The following is a 17,746-nucleotide window of genomic DNA, read 5'->3' as shown; positions in this document are numbered from 1 at the left end:
TTCATCAGTTTTGCGTCCTGTTTGCCATCGGTTATAAGTATGATTTATAGTATTTCATAAAATTTCTGCTCTATCTAAATAGTTGTAAACAAGTTTGTAGTAAGGACTTTAGTCCTTATTTTCTAAGTACTCAAGTCCTTACTACAAACTCTTCATTACTAACTTAGACATTGTACTAGTACAGCACGGCGTAAATAAACCACCCATTCCAGATTAACCAAACGCTTATGCTGTATTCATTTTGAATTTTGAATTTTGAATTTTGAATTCCGCCTTGCGGTACTAGTGGTCTGTCAAATTCATTTTGACGGTTGGAGAGACGCGATAAATCGCCGTCTCTACAAGGAATTTATCTATCAATTAGTTATTGACAAATTACTAGATTTGCGCTTCAATTTGCCTGACTACTGTTAGCGCCGAATAACTCACCCCAGCAGTACCTTCGCCTGGATGGGTGGAGTCACCAACTAACCATAGATGCGGGATTGGTGTACGATTGGCGAACCCAAAGGGGCCAAAGGTAGGAATTCTTTGACCGATGCCACCAACTATACCGCGATCGCGGGCTGTAAAATGGGCAAAGGTACGGGGTGTTGCCGCTTCTTGATAAATAATGGTTTCTGGTTTGAGATAAAAGTATTCAGCAAGACGAGCGATCGCTTCTTCGGTAAACTTTTCTTTTAGTCCTTCATAATCTTTAGTCTGCCACCACTGTGCAGGATCGACAAATGAAGATGCGATAATTGTCGCTTTCCCCTCCGGTGCGCGACCGTCTCCAGGATGACTGACGGAAACAAATAGGGAATTATTCTCGCCAATGGGGCCATTAACATCGTACAGAAATTGGAGGTGAGGAGGACACCCAAGCGGAATCGCACTGGCATCTACACCTAAATAAACTACAAACGCACCCGATGCTTGGGGCAGTTTTTCCACCCGATTTTTATAACCAGATGGGGCTTGTTCTCCTAACAACTGCACCAAATTTTGCACGGTGACGTTGCCAACTATGTGGTCGGCTGCTTCTGTCCAAACTTCGCCAGTTTTCTGATTTCTAATAACTACAGCAGTAGCTTTACCATTTTCTACTTTGATGTCTTCTACAGTGTGGCGCATCAATAGTTTGCCGCCATCTCTCTCTAAAGATTGTACCAAGCGATCGCTTAATACTTGCATACTTCCTTGGAGGTGAAACAATCCTTGGGGCAGTTGGGATACACTCAACGCCGTAGCTGCATAAAGTAATGCTGTCTGTTCTGCATCCACCTGGGAGTATAGCTTTAGTTGCAAATCTAAAAAAGTTCTCAGTCGTTGGTCATTTCCCAATCCACATAACCGTAAAGCATCTCCTACCGTGAACAAAGTGAAAGGTACGGTAATTAATGTACTGGGACGTACTGCTTGCGTTAGCTGCCACAAATCCCATAAATTGCGCGGCGGTAGTACCGGGTCGCGTCCTTGAAATTCCCAACTAGCATCAAATAAAGTTGCCATCAACTGCCAAAATGGTTCGCTACCAGGAAACTGTTTTTGTCGTTCCTCTTGCCATTTCTCTTGGTCGCGCCAAACGTTGATGGGTGTGCTTTCCCCAGGTAAATAAACCGCACAAGCAGGGTTACAAGGCGTTGCTGGCGGCAAATCTATTGACAATTCTGAGAAAATGCGGTGGTGAATTCCCCCTGGTTCCAACCCCGCGACCTGAGTTGCACCCACATCAAAGGTAAATCCCTGGCGTTTAAACGTTGAAGCACAGCCTCCAGGTACGAGAGCTTGATCTAAAATTAAGACACTGTAACCTCTATGAGCTAATAATGCTCCAGTAGTCAGTCCACCTATTCCCGCACCGATAACGACAACATGAGAGTTACTTTTGTCAAGAGAAATGCTGGACATTGATGAGTTTTTTTAAAATTCTTAACACTTATACTCATAATTTTACCTTAATCTCTAAGCGTAGGCGTAGCCCGCCGCAGGCATCGCAGATAAAAGGGCGGTCATAAACCGCGTCTACACAGGCAAAACCCGCCTACGCGGGTTAAAAAACCTTAATTTTCTCTTAGGGAACTCCAAGAAATAAATTATCCAATATTGTGGGGTGGGCATCTTGCCCGCCCAACTTATATGGCGGGCAAGATGCCCACCCCACAAGAATTAATTGGATATTTTTTTATTTGGAAGTCCCTTAGCCCACGGAGGTGGGCTTTGTTTGTATAGCCGCGAATTCCATTCGCCCTGGCTCTACCCTAAACCCAAAAAAGTTGAAATCAGCGGTAACAGATTGCTACACTGTTCAACCAACTTCGCGGCACTGGGTAAACTAGAAATTGTCCCTTTTAAAATCTTAATAGCCGTTTTCGCCGCCTTTTGCACCGCCCCCTCTTGGGGATTTTTCCCAGCTTCTGCTAAGGCTTTTACTTGCTCTAATGCCTCAGCTTTATCTTCTTGAGCTAAATTTGTATCAGCCTCAATTACTGCTTGCAATTGCGTCAATAGTTCCTTGATTCCCGGTTTATCAGGTTCGGGTGATGCTGGTAACTCGTTGATGATATTTGTTACCGTACCGCTAATATCACCTAAATTTAAAGCTTGTCCACTGGCATTAAAATCTCTGCCAACACTGCCAATTTCAATTTTACGGCTGGCATCATTGCTGTTAGTCATATTTTTATTCTCAACTTTATTGTCAACTTGAACATTAATCGGCTTATTCGCTAATAATTTTACAATCTCTGTCATCTCTCCACTTTGTTGGCGATAAACGACTATTTGCTCATCTTTAGCTTGTAATTGTGCTTTATATTTTTCTTCTACAGCTTGCAATGCTAGCTGATAATTTTGCGTAAAATCGCTATGAATCTTTTCTTTATCAGCATCAAAAGGTACACCTATTTTGACGACAACAACGCCATCACCTTTATTTTCAATACTCTGTAGGGCTAACTCTGTGTCTTCATTTTGGCCTTGCACTGTTTGGAAGGCATTAACAAAAGCTTTCCAGTCTATGCCATTGCGGAAAATTAAATCAACAGTATTCAAAACCTCTTCAAACAGCTTGCTAAATTCTCCTGGTTGAAACTCGCCACTACTGGTACGACGTTCACGGTCATCGGTTCCAGGTTTGGGGTTTTCCAGAAGATAGATAAAGCGACAATCTATATTATCCAATTTAGTTGTACTTTCAATATTCCATGCTTCAATACAAGCACCTGTCATTTGAGCGTTGGTAAAGTTAGTACCTACAGCTTGAGCTAGAGTTAGGTTTGCCCGCTCTAAACAAGCACCTTGGAAGGTGGCTTCTGTAATATCAGCATCTTTTAGATTTGCTTCCTTTAAATCTGCACCGATCAGGTTTGCACCTTTTAAGTTAGCATCAGCATAAGATTTTCCTCTACCATTGCCAGTGACTAGCAAATTGAGAATATCTCGTTTAGCTAATATCGAGTTGTCTACTCTAGCAAAGTCTAATTTTTTAGCTTCATAAAAACGAGTGCGTGTTAGATTGGACTTTCTCAAATCTGTATTTTTAAGAGTTGCACCAGTAAAATCAGCATCAGTTAAATCAGCATTATAAAAACTTGTACCACCTGTGGCTGCAAAAGCGATCGCAAATGAGCGAACCCAAGCTTCTTTTTCATCTCCAGCAAGACTACGCCAGCCAATGTAAGCACTAAATAATGTAAAGACCACGGCAAAGCCTCCGGTGAAGGCTACGGTAAAAGCTCCGGCTCCAGCTACAGCTGAGGCGAAGGCTAAAGCAAAGGCTACGGTCAAGGCTAAGACTACGGTCAAGGCTAAGACTACAGCTACGGTTACGGCAAAGGTTACGGTTACGGCAAAGGCTCCGGCTACGGCTCCGGTGAAAGCTACGGCGAAAGCTCCTGCAAAGGCTACGGCAAAGGCTCCAGCGAAGCCTACGGCTACGGCTACGGCGAAGGCTAAAGCAAAGGCGAAAGCTTCGGCTCCGGCTCCGGTAAAAACTACGGCTCCGGCAAAGGCGAAGGCAAAGGCAAAGGCAAAAGCAAAGGCTACGGTTCCTAAACCTGTTGTCAAACCCTTATAAATGGTAATAATCCAAAAAACCAGCATCACAATTAGGCAGACTATCCCCGCGATGAAGTTTGCAGTCCTTTGCGCTTCGGTGTTAAAAAGATATGCTACAAATACACCAAAAGTAATTGAGAAAAACCCTGATATTCCCGATAGCAGCCATGAGGACATAAGCAACCCAATAGTCCAACGTCGCTGTAGTCCAGCCTTAGCACCTGTGAAATCAGCATCTTTAAGAATTGCGTCGGTAAAATTTGCTCCTTTAATATCCGCCTTGCTAAAGTTTGCCCCAGTCAGGTTTTGACCTTTAAAAGAGCGACCTTGGAGATTTTGACCGGAGTAGTCTGGCGGCATAATCACTAATTCGTAATTTGTAATTCGTAATTAACAGGACTTACGCAAAAACCCTCCTAAACTCTCATTTCTCCGTGAACTCTGTGTCCTCTGTGGTTCGTTTTCCGTTATTTGTGCGTAAGTCCTAATTAAGAAAGTGAGATTAAATCTGGGTTTGGGGGTTTGAATCTAGTGGCGGATTTTAGAGAATTGGTATCACTGAGATTTTATACAACTGTACTCTGCAATATTCCGAGTTTTGGCAAAATAAAGAAAATACAAAAATTTTGGATGTAATGCGTTGTATAATATAATGCTCGTTTAATTACTTATTAAACCAAAACTATGCTTTGTCTCCCCTCCCCCGATGCTTTGGGGCTACGGTGTACACACAAGTCTGAAATAGCTGAAAAACCCAAGGTTTTACCCCACCCTAACCCTCCCCGTATGTATTAGGGAGGGAACTAGATTTCTTGTTTCCCCCCTTTATAAGCGTGTTGTAAATCTGTTTCGAGTTCTTTCTGCTGCGATGTGCCTACTGGTTGGCTTGGAATTATCTGTAGTATGTTGAGTTTGGCGATGCAAATTTTTTTGATTTGCTTTGACTGCGATCGCATAGTCATTGCCACTATCAATAATTAGCTTGCAGGTTTTTTTGGCAATGTAGAGCATCTAAACTGAAAACAACACCCTCAATATCTAATAGCGCAATCAAATTTTGAACTGTGCTAATTTCACTACCTTGTTTGTTCTCCAATTTGCTCAGACTTAGGACTAGCCCTCTTTTTTCAGTAAATATTGTTTTCATCCCCTCGACGCTTGTTATTTTACATCTTTATAGGATAGGGAATGAAACAGCCCTGCCTTATAAAGGGGGTTAGGGGATCTCAGTGCGTAATTCCTGCTTAAGACTTGATTCTTCCTATCCTAACCCTGCTTTTTAAGCAGGGAATTTAGAGCAAGCCTTTTTGAAAGACAGTTAGCACAGTGACTTTTCAAAGGGGAGAAATACATACAACACTGGCACGTTTTGGCGTAGACTGCGACAAACGACTACGTGTCTACGATAAATTAAGCTTTTTGGGAATTTTTGTGTAAGTACTAATTGAGTGATTTTATGAGATTCTCGCCCAAAATAGCAGAAAATTGGCGGCAGACTGCGAGATGCCAAAGTAAAAATCTGTTGTCAAAAAACCAAACAGGGATTGCAAGATAGATTGATTCTGTCTTACTCTGGAAAAACTACTACGCCAGTTTAAGTTCCTAAACTTTGGGAACTACAGCACATAACTGGCTCTCCTTTCCTCAGCGCCCCTGCCGATAACCTTGTTCAATAAAACACTTTGATAGCCTAAAACGATGAAAGCATCTGCTAATTTCGACTTTGAAGACGAGAAATTTAATGCACCGCCTTCTCAAGTCCTTCCCTGGTGTCAGATGATTAATCCTCGGTATGGCACAGATGGCATACAATCTCACGGTTTGGCGATTAAGCTGGATAATGCCAATGCTGTTGGCTTTGTGCCAGATGAAAATTGGCAGCAAGTAGAGCATGAATTTAGCTCTGGAGTAGAAACAGTCTTTATTACCGCCACTCCACGCTTGGTTATAGTGCGTCGGGGGCCATTGTCTGTTAAAGACCGGGAAAGTGGTTTAAAATTGGGTACTCTCAAAGAGAATTATGATGCTTTTTTAGCTGACAAACTTAAATTTAAAACCTTTACTCGCTATCTAATTTTTATAGTGGGTGAGAATAAAAAGTTTTTACATGAATCACCATTACAACTAACTCTCAATGGTGCAGCCGGAGCGAGTTTCAGCAAAACCTATTGCGAATATCAACAAGGCAAAGTAGTTAATGGATTTGTTGCTGAACTAGAAAAAGCTTATGCTATCTACCGCAAGCAACCTTTGACACCAAAAGGCCCTTTATTTCAGGCTCACGGGATTTTTTGCCCGATTATTGAGTGTGAAGAAAGAGGCATTGAACCAAATACAGTTTTGGTAGCTTCAACTGTAGACTACAAACATCCCACAGTCGGGACTTTGACGCAATATTTAATCGCTTCCGATGCTCTTGAGTCTGCAATGATTTGTAAGACTTTTGAAGAATACAAAGATTTTGGCAAGGAACCTGTAAAATCAGAAACCCCTAAATTGGCAATGGCAGGAGTTTCCAACTCTTACGTTTATGCTGATGAAGATGATTTTGCTTATCCGCCGTATTAGAGGGGACTGGGGAGATGAGGGAGATAAGGGGACAAAGGAGACAAGGGGACAAGGGAGACAAGGGGGAATTATTGAACAAGTCTTTCCCTTGTCTCCCCCCTCTACCTTGTCTACCTTGTCTCTTCTCCACGCCCCATGCCCAATACCCTATTCTTTGAGCAACAAGTAGTATAGTGAACCATTGCCGCCTGTGATCCCAGCGCGATCGCCCGCTAGTTTACCAGACCCCATGAAATAATCCACCCGTCCCGGGCCTTTAATGGCGCTTCCTGTATCTTGGTCAAGCACAAAGCGGCTGACAGTACGATTCTCTAGTTTGCCACGACCAGCAGGATAGGGAAAGGAGTTGTAAATCAGCGCTAGCGCTCCTGGTGGCATGAGAGACTTATCTGTAGCAATAGAACGTTCTGCTGTTACTGGCACATGAATACTTCCTGTAGCACCAGTACCACCAGTTTCTTGGAAGAAAACAAATCGTTCCCAGCGCGGCAGATAATTGCTCAACTCCTGGGGTTTTTGCCGGAAATAAGCAATCATCCGTGGCATTGTCAATCCATTTAGTGGAAGTTTGCCATCTTTCGCCAGTTCTTTACCGATACTAGTCCAGGGGTAATCAGTTCCACCTGCATAACCAATTGATGTTTTTTTGCCATTGGTTAATTTAATTTGGGCAGAACCTTGGATATGTACCATGTATGCGTCTAGGCGATCGCGGAACCAAAGCAGTTCTAAACCGCGTAACTTGCTCTTATTCCCTTGTAAACCATCCTTCCCTTCCAAATCAATTCTTTTTGGGTGGGGTTTAGTCCATTGGCTAAAATCAGGTGGTAGCCGATAAATGGGATATTTATAGATTGCAGTCCTAACACGGCTGGCGGTATAAACAGGTTCGTAATAAGCAGTGAATTTAACAGTACCTTTGCCATCGTTGCCCACAGATTGGTATAAGACAAACTCACGGCGGACAGAGGCTTGTAATTGCGCTGCTGACTTAGAACTGACAACCAGTTGGCGGAAACGTAGCAAACTCCTCTGGACGCGATCGAGGGTAATTTCCCGAACTGGATAATTTTGATATGCTGCGATCGCATCACTTTTTGCTAGGTAAACCAAACTATTATCAATGGAAGCCAACAGCGCCTTGCGATCGCCTGTTTTACCTCTTTGACCCCAAATTTGGTCATCCCAACCCAAGCAAGTCTGCCGGACTGTACAATCGCTGCCAATGGTGATTGGTTTTAGCGGTGGCGTGACTTCAGGAGTAGTTGGTACTGGCAGAGGTAGAAGATCGGGAGTAGTCGGTATTGGCAACGGCAGTAAGTTAGGAACCTGAGCAACAGCCGACCAGAGAGGATTTACAAGGGCAATTCCTAAACTCAAGGAAAGCAAAGCAAGGGTTTTTCTCATCATTTAGTTGAATCTTTCAACACTGGAACTAAAAATGGGTTCTACCCGGATTGCTACGACCCGAGAAGGGCGTACTACCATATATTCCCCTTGAATATTTTTGATCGGCACGCTAATAAAGTCATTAGAAGCAGATTTTGGCACAAGTTCGCCGCTATACCATTTCTGAAACTCTTGAATAGTAGGAAAACGTACTTCTTCTCGGTGGCCGCTTTCCAGTAGGAGGTATACGGCATATTCATTTGCAGTTCTAGCCATAAAGTTGAATCATTTAAAAAAAACATTCAACCCATTGTTAACCACGTAACCCCCGAATGGAAAGGGTAAGCATACGGGAGGTTGGGGACTAGGGACTGGGGGAGATGAGGGAGATGAGGGAGATGAGGGAGATGAGGGAGATAAACAAAATTCCTAACTCCTAACTCAGCACGGGCTAAACGCCCCGCTACCGCTAACAGCACTCAGCACTCCTAACGCCCAATGCCCAATGCCCAATAACTCTTCACCCTAGACGCGTAATCCTTTAAGCAGTTCCTTATAAAGATGTACCTACTTTCTGTCTCAACAAACCTTACCAAAGCTGGTAGTTGTGCCAAGATTAGTTTGAGGACTTAAGGGTTGTGACACAATGTTAGGACAATTATTAGACGGACGCTATCAAGTCCTCCAAGTTCTAGGTGGAGGTGGATTCGGTCAAGCCTACATTGCCCAAGACACCCATCGACCAGGTTTCCCAAAATGCGTTGTCAAACACCTTAAGCCCGTCACTCGTAGCCCAGAATTTCTCGAAACTGCCAGACGGCTATTTACTAGTGAGGCAGAAACACTAGAACAATTAGGCCACCATGACCAGATTCCTCGACTTTTAGCCTATTTTGAAGACAACCAAGAGTTCTTCTTGGTGCAAGAGTTCATTGAAGGGCATACTCTGAAAGCAGAACTATTCCCCAATCAACATTGGACAGAAGATCGAGTAATTCAACTTGTCCAACAAGTCTTGGGTATTCTACAATTTATTCACAGCCAGAACGTTATCCATCGAGATATCAAGCCGGACAATATAATTAGGCGGCAACAAGACGGTAAGTTAGTGCTGATTGACTTTGGCGCAGTTAAACAAGTCCAAACTCAACTGCTGACAATTCCAGGGCGCACGAGGGCTACTATTATCATTGGTACTCCCGGATATATGTCTACAGAACAGGGGCAAGGTAAGCCCCGCCCCAACAGTGATATTTATTCCTTGGGCATTATTGGTATACAATCGCTGACAGGGGTACATCCGATAAACTTTGAGGAAGACCCAGATACAGGAGAAATTTCTTGGCAGCATCAAGCTAACGTCAGTTCTGAGTTGGCATTTGTGCTATCTAAAATGGTGCTACATCACTTTAAACAGCGCTATCAGTCTGCGGCTGAAGTTTTAGGGTTACTTGAGCATCTTAATACTAGAGTAGAAGCGCAATCACTTCAACCACCATCTTTTACAGAACCGCCTCAAGCTTCGGTTTTTCAACAAAACTCAATTGGCTATCCGCCCGCTTCTATCCTGTCTGGGGAAAGTTACAACCGCTTAGAAACAATTCTTTTAGAATTTGTCGGCCCCATCGCCTCAAGATTACTACGACAAGTTGCGGCATCAGCATCCAATCTTGAAGAATTAATTAGTCAATTAGCCCTTCATCTTCGAGAAAATCAACAAATTGATTTTAAGAAGAAAACAATATTCCTCCTGGAAAAAGCTACTTTACTACAAGAAGTTGCTACTAAGTCTGAAATTAAATCAAATAATTTACTAAATCAAGAGCCTCAAGTAATCAGTGACAGCTTTGTGAATCAGTGTGAGCGAGAATTAGCTAATTTTATTGGCCCAATAGCTAAGTTTTTAGTCCAAAAGACTGTTAAATCTTCTGGGCAAATTTCTCGTGTAGAATTTGTGAAAGTTTTAGCATCACAAATTCCCGAACCTCAAAAAGCTTTGCAATTTGAGCAGCGCCTACTCTCTTGATTTTTATTTTTTAAATATTGCATTTTTCTCTCCGTGAATTACGAATTAGATTGCCAAGCAAACGCGAGTGCGTCTCGTAGAGAAGCCGAATTACGAATTACGAATTATTATCCCTGACTATTCAGCATCTCCAGAGCTATTTTTAAGCTAGCTTTCATCCGATTAAATGCTTCTGCTAATCCGCCAATTTCATCATGAGAGCTTTCTTCAAAATCAGCACTCATATCACCAACACTAACTTTTTGAGCTATTTTTTCGATTCTTCTGATACGCTGAATCACATATTTTTTAATTAAGAAGTTGATTAAGAAAACTACGATCGCAAAGATCGTAATTAAAAGTCCCATTATCAATATCCAAGTCCGTTTGGCATTGGCAAAAATATCTTGAGAAGGAACTGAAATTATTTGAGCAGAAACAATCTGATTGAGTTGCCAGCCAAAACCATTTTCTGAGCCATAATTTACCAACTGAGTCTTAGGAGCCTGATCTGGTGTAGAATGACATCGCAAACATTTCTGTTGTGTAATCTTTAATGGTTGTGCAATGTAAAATACTTCGCCTTCTGACAATTTACGAAAGCCAGTAATTTCTAAAGTATTGGGTTCGTTGCGAAAACGCTCGACAAGTTGAGTTTCAAAATTATCAGCTTTGTCTGCTAAATTTGTGGGATTAAGTGTTGCATCTTTATGAAAAAAGTTTTTAAATTCAGGCTTTTTACGAAAATTCTCAAAAACCTCTTTAGAGGAAAAAGTTGGTACTACTTCAGGCATGAAGGTTGGGCTAGTATCTAATCTAGGTTCTAATAGGGGAACTATACGATTTTGTGTATAGTCCCTAACTGCATTCACCATTTGGATGAGAATTTGTGCTTGAGAAGTTACTTCATTTTGCGCTCTCCCTTGAAGTACACTGGATAAGGCAACGCTACTTCCCAAAATACTGATGATGAAAACTAATGTTAAAAGCAGGTTAAATTTAGCACCTATTTTTAGGTTTTTTAACGTAATGTTGTTTAACATAACCTAACCAATGAAGATAGTCTCTGAGTTTGTCTAATATTTATTTATACCTGTTAGAAAGCATCTCAACAATATTTAAATAAATATTAATTTTTGACTGCAATATCACCTATTTCGGCAGCAGTTCAATTTATCTAAATTAGTCCTAAAAGCCAAATTATTTCCTTAACCATAATTAGCAATGTTTGTGCGATTTACCCGTCGTTTATTTCTGTTTCATTTGCTAGGTTTTACATTTGCTGCTTGCAAACCACAAGGCGAGGTTGAGGACACATTAACTATTGGTGTGATCAACTATGGTGGAGGCGACCAGATAATTAATCAATATGCTAAATTTAATAGTTACTTAGGTGAAAAGACAAATGCTTTGATTCAGCTAGAGCCTGTTTTTAATGAAAATAGAGCAGTTGAGCGCCTTGAGGCTCGTGCTTGGTCATTGGTATTTGCTCCACCGGGTTTAGCGGCTATTGCGATCGCACGCTACCAATATGTTCCCCTATTTCCTTTAATAGGTATTAGTAATTTACGTTCCATCTTCGTTGTTCGCAAAGATAACCCGATAACTGACTTGAAACAGCTACAAGGCAAAACCGTGGCTTTAGGACAGTTAGGTTCTGCAACAGGATATTATTTTCCTCTTTACAATCTTTATGGTACAACACTGGCTGACATCCTATTTGCACCCACACCCAAAGCCGCGCTGGAATTGGTGGCTCAAGGAAAAGCGATCGCCTGTGCCGTCTCGGAGGCAGAATTAAGTCTCTACAGTTCCCAGTTTGCCCCAACTGAATTCCGCATACTATTTAAAGACCCTCACTATGTACCATTAGGTGTGGTCTTGATTGGGCCGAATGTAGAACGTAACCGTCAAGAGTTTATCCGCAAAGTAATGAGTGAATCGTCTTCAGATTTAGCTCAAGAAGTGGGGTATGTACCCAACGGACAAGTACCAGATTACAAATACATGATTTCTGTGGTCGATCGGGTAAGCTCAATTAGTTCCAAGCTGCAAAATAAACCTGTTCGCTTATTCTAAATTAAAGCAATAACAATACTTTCAGCCTTTGCTTTCTCTAAAATGGTCATCATAATGCTCAAATACCCTACTTTCCGCATATAAGCACAATTAATATGTATTAAACTATACCTATTAGTGGATTCACAAAAAAGACCCTTTAAAGGGTCTTGCAGTACTGATTAAAGAATTAACTTATTTACTCAATAATCCAAGTGCTAACTCTAGATACATTTTTGCTTTATGCAAAGCTAGCAGTTTTTCTTGAGTGTACCTATCTGGGTAATTCATGATTCTCCCTTCCATCGTGATTTTGATCAGTGCAGCTTGCTCATCTGTAGGAGCGTTCATCTCATCTATAGCGTTACTCAGTGCTTGCATGAAAGCAAAAGTAGGAGGTTTTAACCCTTTACCTGGCTCAAACTGGGATAACGCCATTTGAGGGAATACCATCAAAGATGTAATCCATGAGGTCTTGTACCCTTTATTCCCAGTTGGTTTGATGCCGTAGCGTAAGCACAGCTCACTCAGTTCTTTGATGGTTTTGATTTCTAACTCGGAACGCGTAAACATAAAATAGAGTTACCTCTTGTAAAAGTGGTATCGGTGAGCTACAAGTTTTCCAGACAATATGCTCACCGATTTAAAACTCTATTCCCTCGCAAACATTAGTATCAAGTCTTATTTACATATCTCAACAATGCCTAATCCTAAAGGGAACCCACAGAATTTTGAGCCAGCACAACCAAAAGGTGAGGAACCCATGACAGCTACTATTAGTTTTCGTGCTACTGAAAAGATGAAGGAAGAGGTGAAGGCACAAGAAGACCCGCCAGAGTTTTGCCGTCAAGCTATCCAAGAGAAGCTAGATAGGAATAAAGGGAATTAGTCTAAAGTTCTTGAAGTAATAGTCTAAGGTCTACAAGAAAGCCCTCTTGTTACAGAGGGCATTGTTATTGCTAAATTTTGTAAAGCATAAACTGATAATAAAAAACAACCAGCAAGTCCTACTGGGGAATTAAGCTGTTAGCTCGTCATAAGGTTTACAAGAGTAAGCGCAAATGCTCAACAGTAGAAGAAGTCAAAAAAACAACTTGAATCGTGCTAGCTGGTTCTTAATCGTCTCTGTCAGGATTTTATTCAGTTCTGTAGTGTCTTGGAATTGCAAAATCTGCTGTGTCGGTAAGTCAAAGGGAAATTCACCTTCAAAGTCTGGGCGTTGCATTTGCGCTAGTAAAATCTGTTCAGAACGCTTACTTTGGATGGCATAGCCAATCTCAATACAGACATTCGGACTGGGAATTAATTGGGGGGTTTCTTTACCTTCAATGCTAGCAATGGGTGTAGTGTCAGCGATAAATAACAAACTCTTACGGATTTTCCGCATGATTGTGCGGTTAATTCGGAAAGTAGCACCGCTAGGACGAGAGGATTCTACTAATGTTAGAGGAAGACGCGATCGCAAGTTTAAATTTTCCAAACTTTTTCGCAGTTCTTCTTTGAGAATATTTGTCGCTGCCGCATACTCAGTTTGATACGATAAAAAAATCGTTGGTTCTAACTGAGCCAACACCCCCTGCTTGGTGAAATAAATTTCATGACTAATTAAGTCAATGTTAGAGACGCAATAGCCACCACTGCCTTCAATATAAAACTCAATATTCTCCCCTTCCAAATAGCGCCCAAACCAAGTTGATGTCTTAACTTCTTCACTGTCTTCCAAAAAGTCTGCTCGCAATGCTGATTTCAGCAGACTTTTTTTGCTTAAGCGAATGTCGGGCGGACGTTTTTCCAGTTCTGGAATCGGTTCATAATCTTGTAGATACCACGCTCTGAGCGCAATTATTGACATAAGGCGCTATTTCAACTGTTTCTCGTTATTCAACTTCGTATAATCTTACACCCAGAGGAGGCTTTATTCTAGACTTCTCTTTAAACACAACAACACCCAAACCTCTACTCGCTGAACTATCCCCTCTTTTTGTTGATCATAGCCAGGGATGTACTAACTTTCATTTGTTTTGTAAACAAGTAATGAAAATCAGTTACAGGGCCCCCTAATCTTCCACGTTTGAGGAAATAGCAGTTTTCGCGTTGGGTGTTGCTGTATTTTGACGAGACAGATGTAATTTAAACAGCGTCCTTTACCTCTTACTAACATTCCAAATGCAGCTGTTATATCTGCCAAGAAAGCTTTTTTCTAGCTTCAACTATCAGAGTATCACTTGTGGATGGGAGGATTTTTTTTTGCAACTAAACTTTACTTTTAAATGATTTGTAATCAAATTCAATATATTGCACACCCTTGATTGCCTATAGTTATTCTTCGTCTGCGTCCTCATCCCCCATTCCGTATTGTTGGTTAACTATTTTAGCTGGAGGCTTGATAGGAATCTCAATCCAGAACTCTGTACCTTTGCCAGGTTCTGAAATACACTCCATTATTCCCCCATGTTTTTCGACAATAATCTGATAGCTGATTGCTAGTCCCAATCCTGTACCCTTGCCCACAGGCTTGGTAGTGTAAAACGGGTCAAAAATTCGCTTTTTCACGTCTTCAGTCATTCCGGGCCCGTTGTCACTAATCCGAATTAACAGACGAGAGTTGTCTGCTGAGACTTTAGTGGAAATCTGGATAGTTGGAATTGAGCATGAGTTATTTTCCTTGTCCCCCTGATTTTGCCACTGCCCACTCCCTACTTCCAGGACATCTATGGCATTGCTGAAAATATTCATGAATACCTGATTCATTTGGCCGGCATAGCATTCTACCAGTGGGATATTGCCATAATCTTTAATTATTTCAATGCGGGGTAATTCAGCATTTCCTTTAAGCCGATATTGCAAAATTAATAAGGTGTTGTCAATGCCTTCATGTAGGTCAACACGCTTGTTTTCAGCCTCATCCAAGCGAGAAAAATTGCGTAAGGATAGCACTATTGAGCGGATGCGCTCGGTTCCTACTTGCATTGAGGTCATAATTTTTGGGAGGTCTTCTACCAAAAATTCAAAATCGATCGCTTTGATCGCACCTTGAATTTCACTATGGGGATGGGGATAATGTAGCTGGTAGAGACGTACAATTTCTAGCAGTTGTTCGGTGTAGTCACTGGCGTAGCAGAGATTACCGTAAATAAAGTTAACGGGGTTGTTGATTTCGTGGGCGACACCCGCTACCAACTGTCCTAAGCCGGACATTTTTTCGGTCTGAATCAATCTTGTCTGTGTTTCTTGGAGTTTATGTAAGGTATGCTCTAACTGAACAGCTTGATTTCTGGCTTCAGTTTCGGCATTAGAGGTTTGTTCGTAGAGTTGTGCTTGTTGAATAGCGATCGCAGCCTGATCTGCCAGCTGCTGCAATAAATCAATTTCTATATCCTGCCAATTTCTGGGGGCCTCACACTCGTGGGCAATTAGTAAGCCCCATAGTTGCATACCTATATTAATCGGAACTATTAAGTTTGCTTGCACTTGCAGACTCTGCAAAAACTCTCGATGACAATCAGTTAAAGAAGCTGTTGAAACGTTGTTAATTGCCCGTACCCTACCCTGACAGTATAGACGGGTATACTCATCAGGAAAGCATTCTGGTGGTGCATTCACTCCCAAAGCTGACTGCCAATTGCCATTAATCTCTTCTACAATCACTGATTTAGTCTTCAGGGAGAAAATCAGCACTCGGTCGGAATTTAGCAGGGGACGGACTTCCCGAACGATGGATTGCAGAGTTGCTTGCAAGTCTAATGTGCGGCGAATATGCTCTGTGACTTGCTTGATGACTTTCGTAAACAGTAATGATTTTTCGAGTTCAGCAGTTTGGTCTTGCACCCGCCGTTCTAGGTTGGCATTTAGGGATTGTACCTGTTTATACATTTGCTGCTGCTGAATTGCCATTGAGAAATGATCGTATAAGGCTTGTGCCAATAAGATGTCTTCCAATTTCCACTCAGATGCTTGCCCCTTTTTCTGCTCTCGCCAAACCTCAAAGGAAAGTTGGGGTAAAAGTTGTCGCCGATTTTGTTCGCATCGTCCCGCCCACAAAATTTCTGTTTCAAATTCAGGGCGGAAAATACTTAATACACCGATAAATTTTTCGCGGTAATTTAGGGGAATCACCATGAGTCCGCGAATTTCAGTAGAACGGAATGCTAAAGCCAAAACTCGCAAATGTGATTCTTTATAGAGGTCAGTAGTTACCCAAATATTACCTTGTGGAAACTCAGCCATCCAGCTTTCCCAGATGGGATGCTGTTCGATAATAATGTTATCAAACTCGTAGGAGAGTGTCGGTTGGTCGCCCCAGGTATATAGTTCTTGACTCTCTGCAATGTAAAGTCTGCCACCGACTCCACTCAAGGCAGTAATAACTTCTTCTAATGCTCCCTGCAATTGGATGGTCGGCAGTTTATGTAAGAGTGTGGTAACTCGGTTAATAGTAGCTTCTCGCTTTTGCTTGGCGCGGGCTTCAGTGAGTAGATTACTTTGAGCGATCGCAATCCCCACCTGATCGGCAACTTGCTGCAATACTTTTAGTTCCCGCTTCAAAATCTTTCGCGGTTCGCTGTGGTGAGCTACCAACAATCCCCACAATTTCGGCTTTGCTGATTGTTCTTGTGGATCGCAATCTAAAATTGGTACTACCAATGAAGACTGCACGCCCATTGCTTTAAGGTATTGAATATGACACTGGTCTACTTGGCGATAGTAGATGTTAGTTTGTAAACGTTTGCCAGTTTCTTTTGACTGTAGAGGTGATAGCCCGATCTTCTCATTTACCACATCGACAATCGAACGTTGCCCCACTAACAAAAACATCTCTCTGGCAGCTTCTGGAATATCATCAGCAGGGAAGCGCTGCCCCAATAAGGATGGCAGACGTTGTTCATCAATAGATTCTGCAATGACTTCACCACAAGCATCAGTATCAAAGCGATACATTTTCACCCGATCTGCACCCAAAAACAAACGCACTTCGCTAACAGTAGTTGTTAATATCTCTTGAAGGTCGAGCGATCGCCTGATCTGTTTTGTCATCCGGTGCAGTAAAGTTCCTTGGCCAAAGGTTTGCTGCAACTCGTTTGGTTTATCCCTAAGTGTCATTGCTTATATACACCATAACGGAAAGTATAATTTTTTATAATTAATTGTCCCAGATCGGAATTTTCAACTTACAATGCTTTGATTCTCATCCCATTTCAAGAAATTCTTGCTACTAATGTGTTGCTAGGGGCATAGATTTATTACAAATATTTTTGGAGATAGATTCAGAGGATATTTGAAAAGTGTCAGAGATTTTGCTCGATCTCTCTTTGTAAAGTGGATTTAGGAAGATATCAAACCGTTGTATCTTTAAAGACTTTTCAAGTCTAAAGTTAATAAATTTTAATCATTGATATTTACTAATTTTATATTCTCAATGATTAAATTATTTCAGTAATTTTACTTAATTTACTGTTTGAATAATTTCTTGAAATTAAAAATATTTTTTTAACATTTTTGCCCATTGATTCAATTAATTCAGATTTATTCAAAGCAATAAATGAATTAGTAGTAATTTTTTAAAATATTTTTAGCTGGGGAATTGTATTATTCCCCGTTTAATTGCTGACTTTATGTTGAATGTAACTATTTTGATTTCTGCAAGCCGCACACTCGTGACTTCCAGTCATGAGTTAGGCGCTCCAT

General features: G+C 41.5%; 13 protein-coding genes. 4 read left to right on the top strand and 9 right to left on the bottom strand.

Annotation, left to right across the window (positions count from 1 at the left end):
• Positions 1 to 378 precede the first annotated feature (378 nt).
• From crtD to HWQ37_RS08620, 3 genes are all read right to left on the bottom strand, one after another.
• Entirely contained in the window at positions 379 to 1,893 is a 1,515-nt protein-coding gene (gene crtD / locus HWQ37_RS08630) for a C-3',4' desaturase CrtD (RefSeq protein WP_292745863.1), read from the bottom strand.
• 345 nt (positions 1,894 to 2,238) lie between these two features.
• Positions 2,239 to 4,401: a pentapeptide repeat-containing protein gene (locus HWQ37_RS08625; protein WP_292745861.1), complete on the bottom strand. Its 2,163-nt coding sequence runs from the start codon at positions 4,399 to 4,401 to the stop codon at positions 2,239 to 2,241.
• A 465-nt stretch (positions 4,402 to 4,866) separates the two neighbouring features.
• A complete protein-coding gene (locus tag HWQ37_RS08620) occupies positions 4,867 to 5,052 on the bottom strand; it encodes a hypothetical protein (RefSeq protein ID WP_292745859.1) in 186 nt (61 codons plus the stop codon).
• Between the two features lie 687 nt (positions 5,053 to 5,739).
• On the opposite strand from HWQ37_RS08620, the gene HWQ37_RS08615 reads away from it, so the two are divergent.
• Entirely contained in the window at positions 5,740 to 6,609 is an 870-nt protein-coding gene (locus tag HWQ37_RS08615; RefSeq protein WP_292745856.1) for a DUF5895 domain-containing protein, read from the top strand.
• 147 nt (positions 6,610 to 6,756) lie between these two features.
• Here HWQ37_RS08615 and mltA read toward each other — a convergent pair whose 3' ends face one another.
• Both mltA and HWQ37_RS08605 read right to left on the bottom strand, forming a co-directional pair.
• On the bottom strand, positions 6,757 to 8,016 hold the full coding sequence (gene mltA / locus HWQ37_RS08610) for a murein transglycosylase A (protein ID WP_292745865.1): 1,260 nt from the start codon (positions 8,014 to 8,016) through the stop codon (positions 6,757 to 6,759).
• A gap of 3 nt (positions 8,017 to 8,019) precedes the next feature.
• A complete protein-coding gene (locus tag HWQ37_RS08605) occupies positions 8,020 to 8,274 on the bottom strand; it encodes a hypothetical protein (RefSeq protein WP_100902628.1) in 255 nt (84 codons plus the stop codon).
• A 370-nt stretch (positions 8,275 to 8,644) separates the two neighbouring features.
• Between HWQ37_RS08605 and HWQ37_RS08600 the strand changes: the two genes are divergently transcribed.
• On the top strand, positions 8,645 to 10,024 hold the full coding sequence (locus tag HWQ37_RS08600) for a serine/threonine-protein kinase (RefSeq protein WP_292745851.1): 1,380 nt from the start codon (positions 8,645 to 8,647) through the stop codon (positions 10,022 to 10,024).
• A gap of 107 nt (positions 10,025 to 10,131) precedes the next feature.
• Here the strand turns inward: HWQ37_RS08600 and HWQ37_RS08595 are convergent, their stop codons facing one another.
• Positions 10,132 to 11,046, bottom strand: coding sequence for a Tll0287-like domain-containing protein (locus HWQ37_RS08595; protein WP_292745849.1), 915 nt, complete (start codon positions 11,044 to 11,046; stop codon positions 10,132 to 10,134).
• A gap of 181 nt (positions 11,047 to 11,227) precedes the next feature.
• Here HWQ37_RS08595 and HWQ37_RS08590 point away from each other — a divergent pair, with 181 nt between their 5' ends.
• Positions 11,228 to 12,082, top strand: a complete 855-nt coding sequence (locus HWQ37_RS08590) for a phosphate/phosphite/phosphonate ABC transporter substrate-binding protein (protein WP_292745848.1) — start codon at positions 11,228 to 11,230, stop codon at positions 12,080 to 12,082.
• A gap of 174 nt (positions 12,083 to 12,256) precedes the next feature.
• On the opposite strand, the gene HWQ37_RS08585 is transcribed toward HWQ37_RS08590, so the two are convergent.
• The gene (locus tag HWQ37_RS08585) at positions 12,257 to 12,634 is read right to left on the bottom strand and encodes a hypothetical protein (protein WP_292745846.1); all 378 of its coding nucleotides are present in this window, start codon (positions 12,632 to 12,634) and stop codon (positions 12,257 to 12,259) included.
• A gap of 127 nt (positions 12,635 to 12,761) precedes the next feature.
• Between HWQ37_RS08585 and HWQ37_RS08580 the strand changes: the two genes are divergently transcribed.
• A complete protein-coding gene (locus tag HWQ37_RS08580; protein ID WP_292745844.1) occupies positions 12,762 to 12,950 on the top strand; it encodes a hypothetical protein in 189 nt (62 codons plus the stop codon).
• 192 nt (positions 12,951 to 13,142) lie between these two features.
• Here the strand turns inward: HWQ37_RS08580 and HWQ37_RS08575 are convergent, their stop codons facing one another.
• Both HWQ37_RS08575 and HWQ37_RS08570 read right to left on the bottom strand, forming a co-directional pair.
• Positions 13,143 to 13,913: a hypothetical protein gene (locus HWQ37_RS08575; RefSeq protein WP_292745842.1), complete on the bottom strand. Its 771-nt coding sequence runs from the start codon at positions 13,911 to 13,913 to the stop codon at positions 13,143 to 13,145.
• A gap of 467 nt (positions 13,914 to 14,380) precedes the next feature.
• Entirely contained in the window at positions 14,381 to 17,161 is a 2,781-nt protein-coding gene (locus tag HWQ37_RS08570) for a GAF domain-containing sensor histidine kinase (RefSeq protein ID WP_292745841.1), read from the bottom strand.
• Between the last annotated feature and the right edge of the window lie 585 nt (positions 17,162 to 17,746).

Source organism: Nostoc sp. NMS4 (assembly GCF_017115095.1).
Taxonomy (GTDB): Bacteria; Cyanobacteriota; Cyanobacteriia; order Cyanobacteriales; family Nostocaceae; genus Nostoc.
Note: the sequence above shows the minus strand (reverse complement) of the source record. Positions and strands in the feature narration are given on the sequence as shown.